The 2731-nt window shown below is 46.0% G+C and carries 5 protein-coding genes; 4 read left to right on the top strand and 1 reads right to left on the bottom strand.

Features of this window, described 5'->3' with window-relative positions; genetic code table 11:
* The 4 genes from C7B70_RS26740 to C7B70_RS25495 form a co-directional block, all read left to right on the top strand.
* Positions 1–536, top strand: a 536-nt coding sequence (locus C7B70_RS26740; RefSeq protein ID WP_106371658.1) for a hypothetical protein, incomplete at its 5' end; no start/stop codon positions are given.
* A 50-nt stretch (positions 537–586) separates the two neighbouring features.
* Entirely contained in the window at positions 587–832 is a 246-nt protein-coding gene (locus C7B70_RS25505) for an AbrB/MazE/SpoVT family DNA-binding domain-containing protein (RefSeq protein ID WP_106371657.1), read from the top strand.
* Positions 819–1244 (top strand): PIN domain-containing protein, encoded by a 426-nt coding sequence (locus C7B70_RS25500; RefSeq protein ID WP_199192578.1) that lies wholly within the window; start codon positions 819–821, stop codon positions 1242–1244. The genes C7B70_RS25505 and C7B70_RS25500 overlap by 14 nt, the downstream gene beginning before the upstream one ends.
* Positions 1245–1259: 15 nt before the next feature.
* Positions 1260–2075 (top strand): tyrosine-type recombinase/integrase, encoded by an 816-nt coding sequence (locus tag C7B70_RS25495; RefSeq protein WP_106371655.1) that lies wholly within the window; start codon positions 1260–1262, stop codon positions 2073–2075.
* Between the two features lie 13 nt (positions 2076–2088).
* On the opposite strand, the gene C7B70_RS25490 is transcribed toward C7B70_RS25495, so the two are convergent.
* A partial coding sequence (locus C7B70_RS25490; protein ID WP_146134184.1) for a site-specific integrase occupies positions 2089–2731 on the bottom strand: 643 nt, incomplete at its 5' end.

The raw sequence follows: 2731 nt of genomic DNA, 5'->3' as shown, positions 1-2731 counted from the left end.
AACTAGCACAATTGCAACTATTACGGTCAGAGGTACTAATTGATAACTGGGAAAATGCCTACCGCGATCCCCACGTTGAGAGTAATTTCTTTAATGATATTGTGCGCCAGACGATGGCTATGGATTTAAGCGACTTGATGGAACCACTACCACCTCGTAAACGCCGAGCAAAAACAACCCTCAAAGCGCAAGATTCTGTAGTAAGTGTAGTAGATAAGTCTGCTGTGCTAGCAATGATCGAGCAATTAAACGCTCTTTCTCTTCTTGACAATGAATTACCCTTATCCGACGAAGAACACAAACAACTTGCTTTAGACTTTGCTCATGATGAAGATATTTTTGCTTGGTGTCAGGCGATCGCTCTCTGGATTGAACAGCACCAGAGTATGAAAGTTTCTCTAGAGCAACTACAGCAATCGCTGGGTATGCCATTGGTCGAGGTTTGGCTAGGGCTGCTGCATTCCCCTACCCCTTATCAGTGGGATGGCACGGGGGAGTTTTATCGGGATTCAAGGGATTTTTGGATTATCAATTAATCATTTTTACCTTACAATTGAGCAAGTCATTAAAGTAAGGATTTAGCTCTATGAAAAGCGCTACTATTACCAGTAAAGGACAAATAACTATCCCCAAAGAGATTCGAGACTACTTGAAGTTAGAAATTGGCAGCAAAATTGGCTTTGTGATCGATGAAAATGGCACGGTTAAGGTAGTTCCTCTCAATGTACCAGTTACATCATTATCTGGAATGCTACGCCGTCCGGGTTTGGCTGCCGCAACTATTGAAGATATGGAATCGGCGATCGCCCAGGGTGCAAGTGATTGGACTTGATACTAATCTGCTAGTGCGCTATGTGACTGCTGATGATTTAGAACAGTGGCAACTAGCCGCCGGGTTAATTGAGGCAGAGGGGCAATTATGCTTTCTGTCCAATATTGTTCTTTGTGAGTTGGTTTGGGTACTTCGAGGTCAGCCCTACCAATTTACTCGCCCACAAATTGCTGAGGTTCTAGAAGCCATGCTTGCTACTCCTGTAATGGAGTTTGAGAATCGTTCCTCCGTATATCAAGCTTTGCAACGTATGAAATTGGGTAAAGCTGATTTTTCTGATTACTTGATTGGTGCAATTGCTCAACAAGCTGAGTGTTCTACCACCTATTCTTTTGACCGTAAGCTAATCGGTGAAAAAGGTTTCCAGTATCTACGCATTTCCGACAATCCAATAGATAGCGCGCTCAGGTAAAAAGTTGATTCCTTTATGACCAAGCTTCCCCCACGCAAACTCCCTAACTCAGACCGCCGTGATCGCGAATTCCTATACCTCCACGAAGTTGATGCCCTGATTACTGCCTGTCGCCAAACCCGCACTCCTATCCGCAACCAAGCTCTAATTATGCTGTTGTTCTGTCAAGCGCTGCAACCATCGGAAATCTGCTGGCTGCGCTGGTGTGACCTCAATTCCACCGCCAATAGTCTACTGGTGGTTCGCAATCGTTCTAAATCCCTCCGCCTCCAACCGCAAGTCGTAGTTAATCAACAACTTTTGTGTCTTGCGGAAATTGAGATTTTGCAGGGATTAGTACAACTTAGTAAAACTGACTGGATATTAGAGAGCGAGAGAAAACAACGCCTAAGCGATCGCTCTTTGCATCATATCGTACAACAAGCTGGCGTTGTTGCTGGTTTGCCATTTCCGGTTCACCCATATATGCTCCGCCGTTCTGGGCTGTATTACCGCGCTGCCTTGTTGCTGCAATCTGCCAATCTGTCTTTGCACGAATGCTGCCTTCTGTGGAATTATTACGCTACCTCCTCAGCTATGCCTGCTTCCTTTCAACTTGAGTATCAGGCCATTAACCGCAAACGTGAGGAGACTTTTTTGCTTACTTTTGAGCAAATCAAAGCTTTTTCTGGTATCAGCGCCGATGAAAATATTATCGACTATCTTTTGGGTGCTTATTTATTATTCCCTCACTTGCAAGAAATTCCCAAGGACTACTGGCTGACCCCCTCCCACTGGCGTTCGAAAACTTTGCCGAAAACATCTAGGACTGCCTTTGCTAGGATTCGATAAGGGATTTCTGAGATCAAGCATTCGGATGTTGACGAGGAATCGATAACTGCTCCACTGCCAATCGCTTGACATCTTCACCCCGGCGGTCGTACTTAGCAGTGGTTGCCGGACTAGCATGACCAAGTAATTTCTGCACTGTGATAATATCAATTCCAGCGTCTAGCAGGTCAGAGCAGAATGTCCTTCTCAAATCATGAGGGCTAAAAGATTCTAATTGAGTTAGCTTTGCCCGATGCTGCAACACTCGCCAAATTGCGTCGGGGTGCAACCGTCCCAAATGCAGGTGACCTCCGCGACGAATTCGACATAACAATGCTCCCGGTTCCACCCCTCGCACCTCCAGCCACCTCCCAGCATAGGGTCGAGCTTCGGTTGAGAGATAAACTCTGCGACTTTTTCCACGTTTGCCTTTGCGAACCAAAATTTCTCCAGTGTTCAAGTTTAAGTCTTGATGCTCCAAATCGACCAACTCTGACCGCCGTAAACCCGTACCCAGTAACATGACAACGATCGCTGCATCTCGAATGTCAATGGGACTAGACGAATAACAAGTAGCTAATAATGCGGCAATCTCTGACGGAGCAAGAGAACGTCCCCTCGGCTCCCAGTCGGCGGGGATGTTGGGAAAATCCACGGCTTTATTGTAATCTGTAGCG

The sequence above is a fragment of the Chlorogloea sp. CCALA 695 genome (assembly GCF_003003885.1).
GTDB lineage: Bacteria > Cyanobacteriota > Cyanobacteriia > Cyanobacteriales > Chroococcidiopsidaceae > Aliterella.
This window is presented reverse-complemented; position numbering and strand designations above follow the sequence as displayed.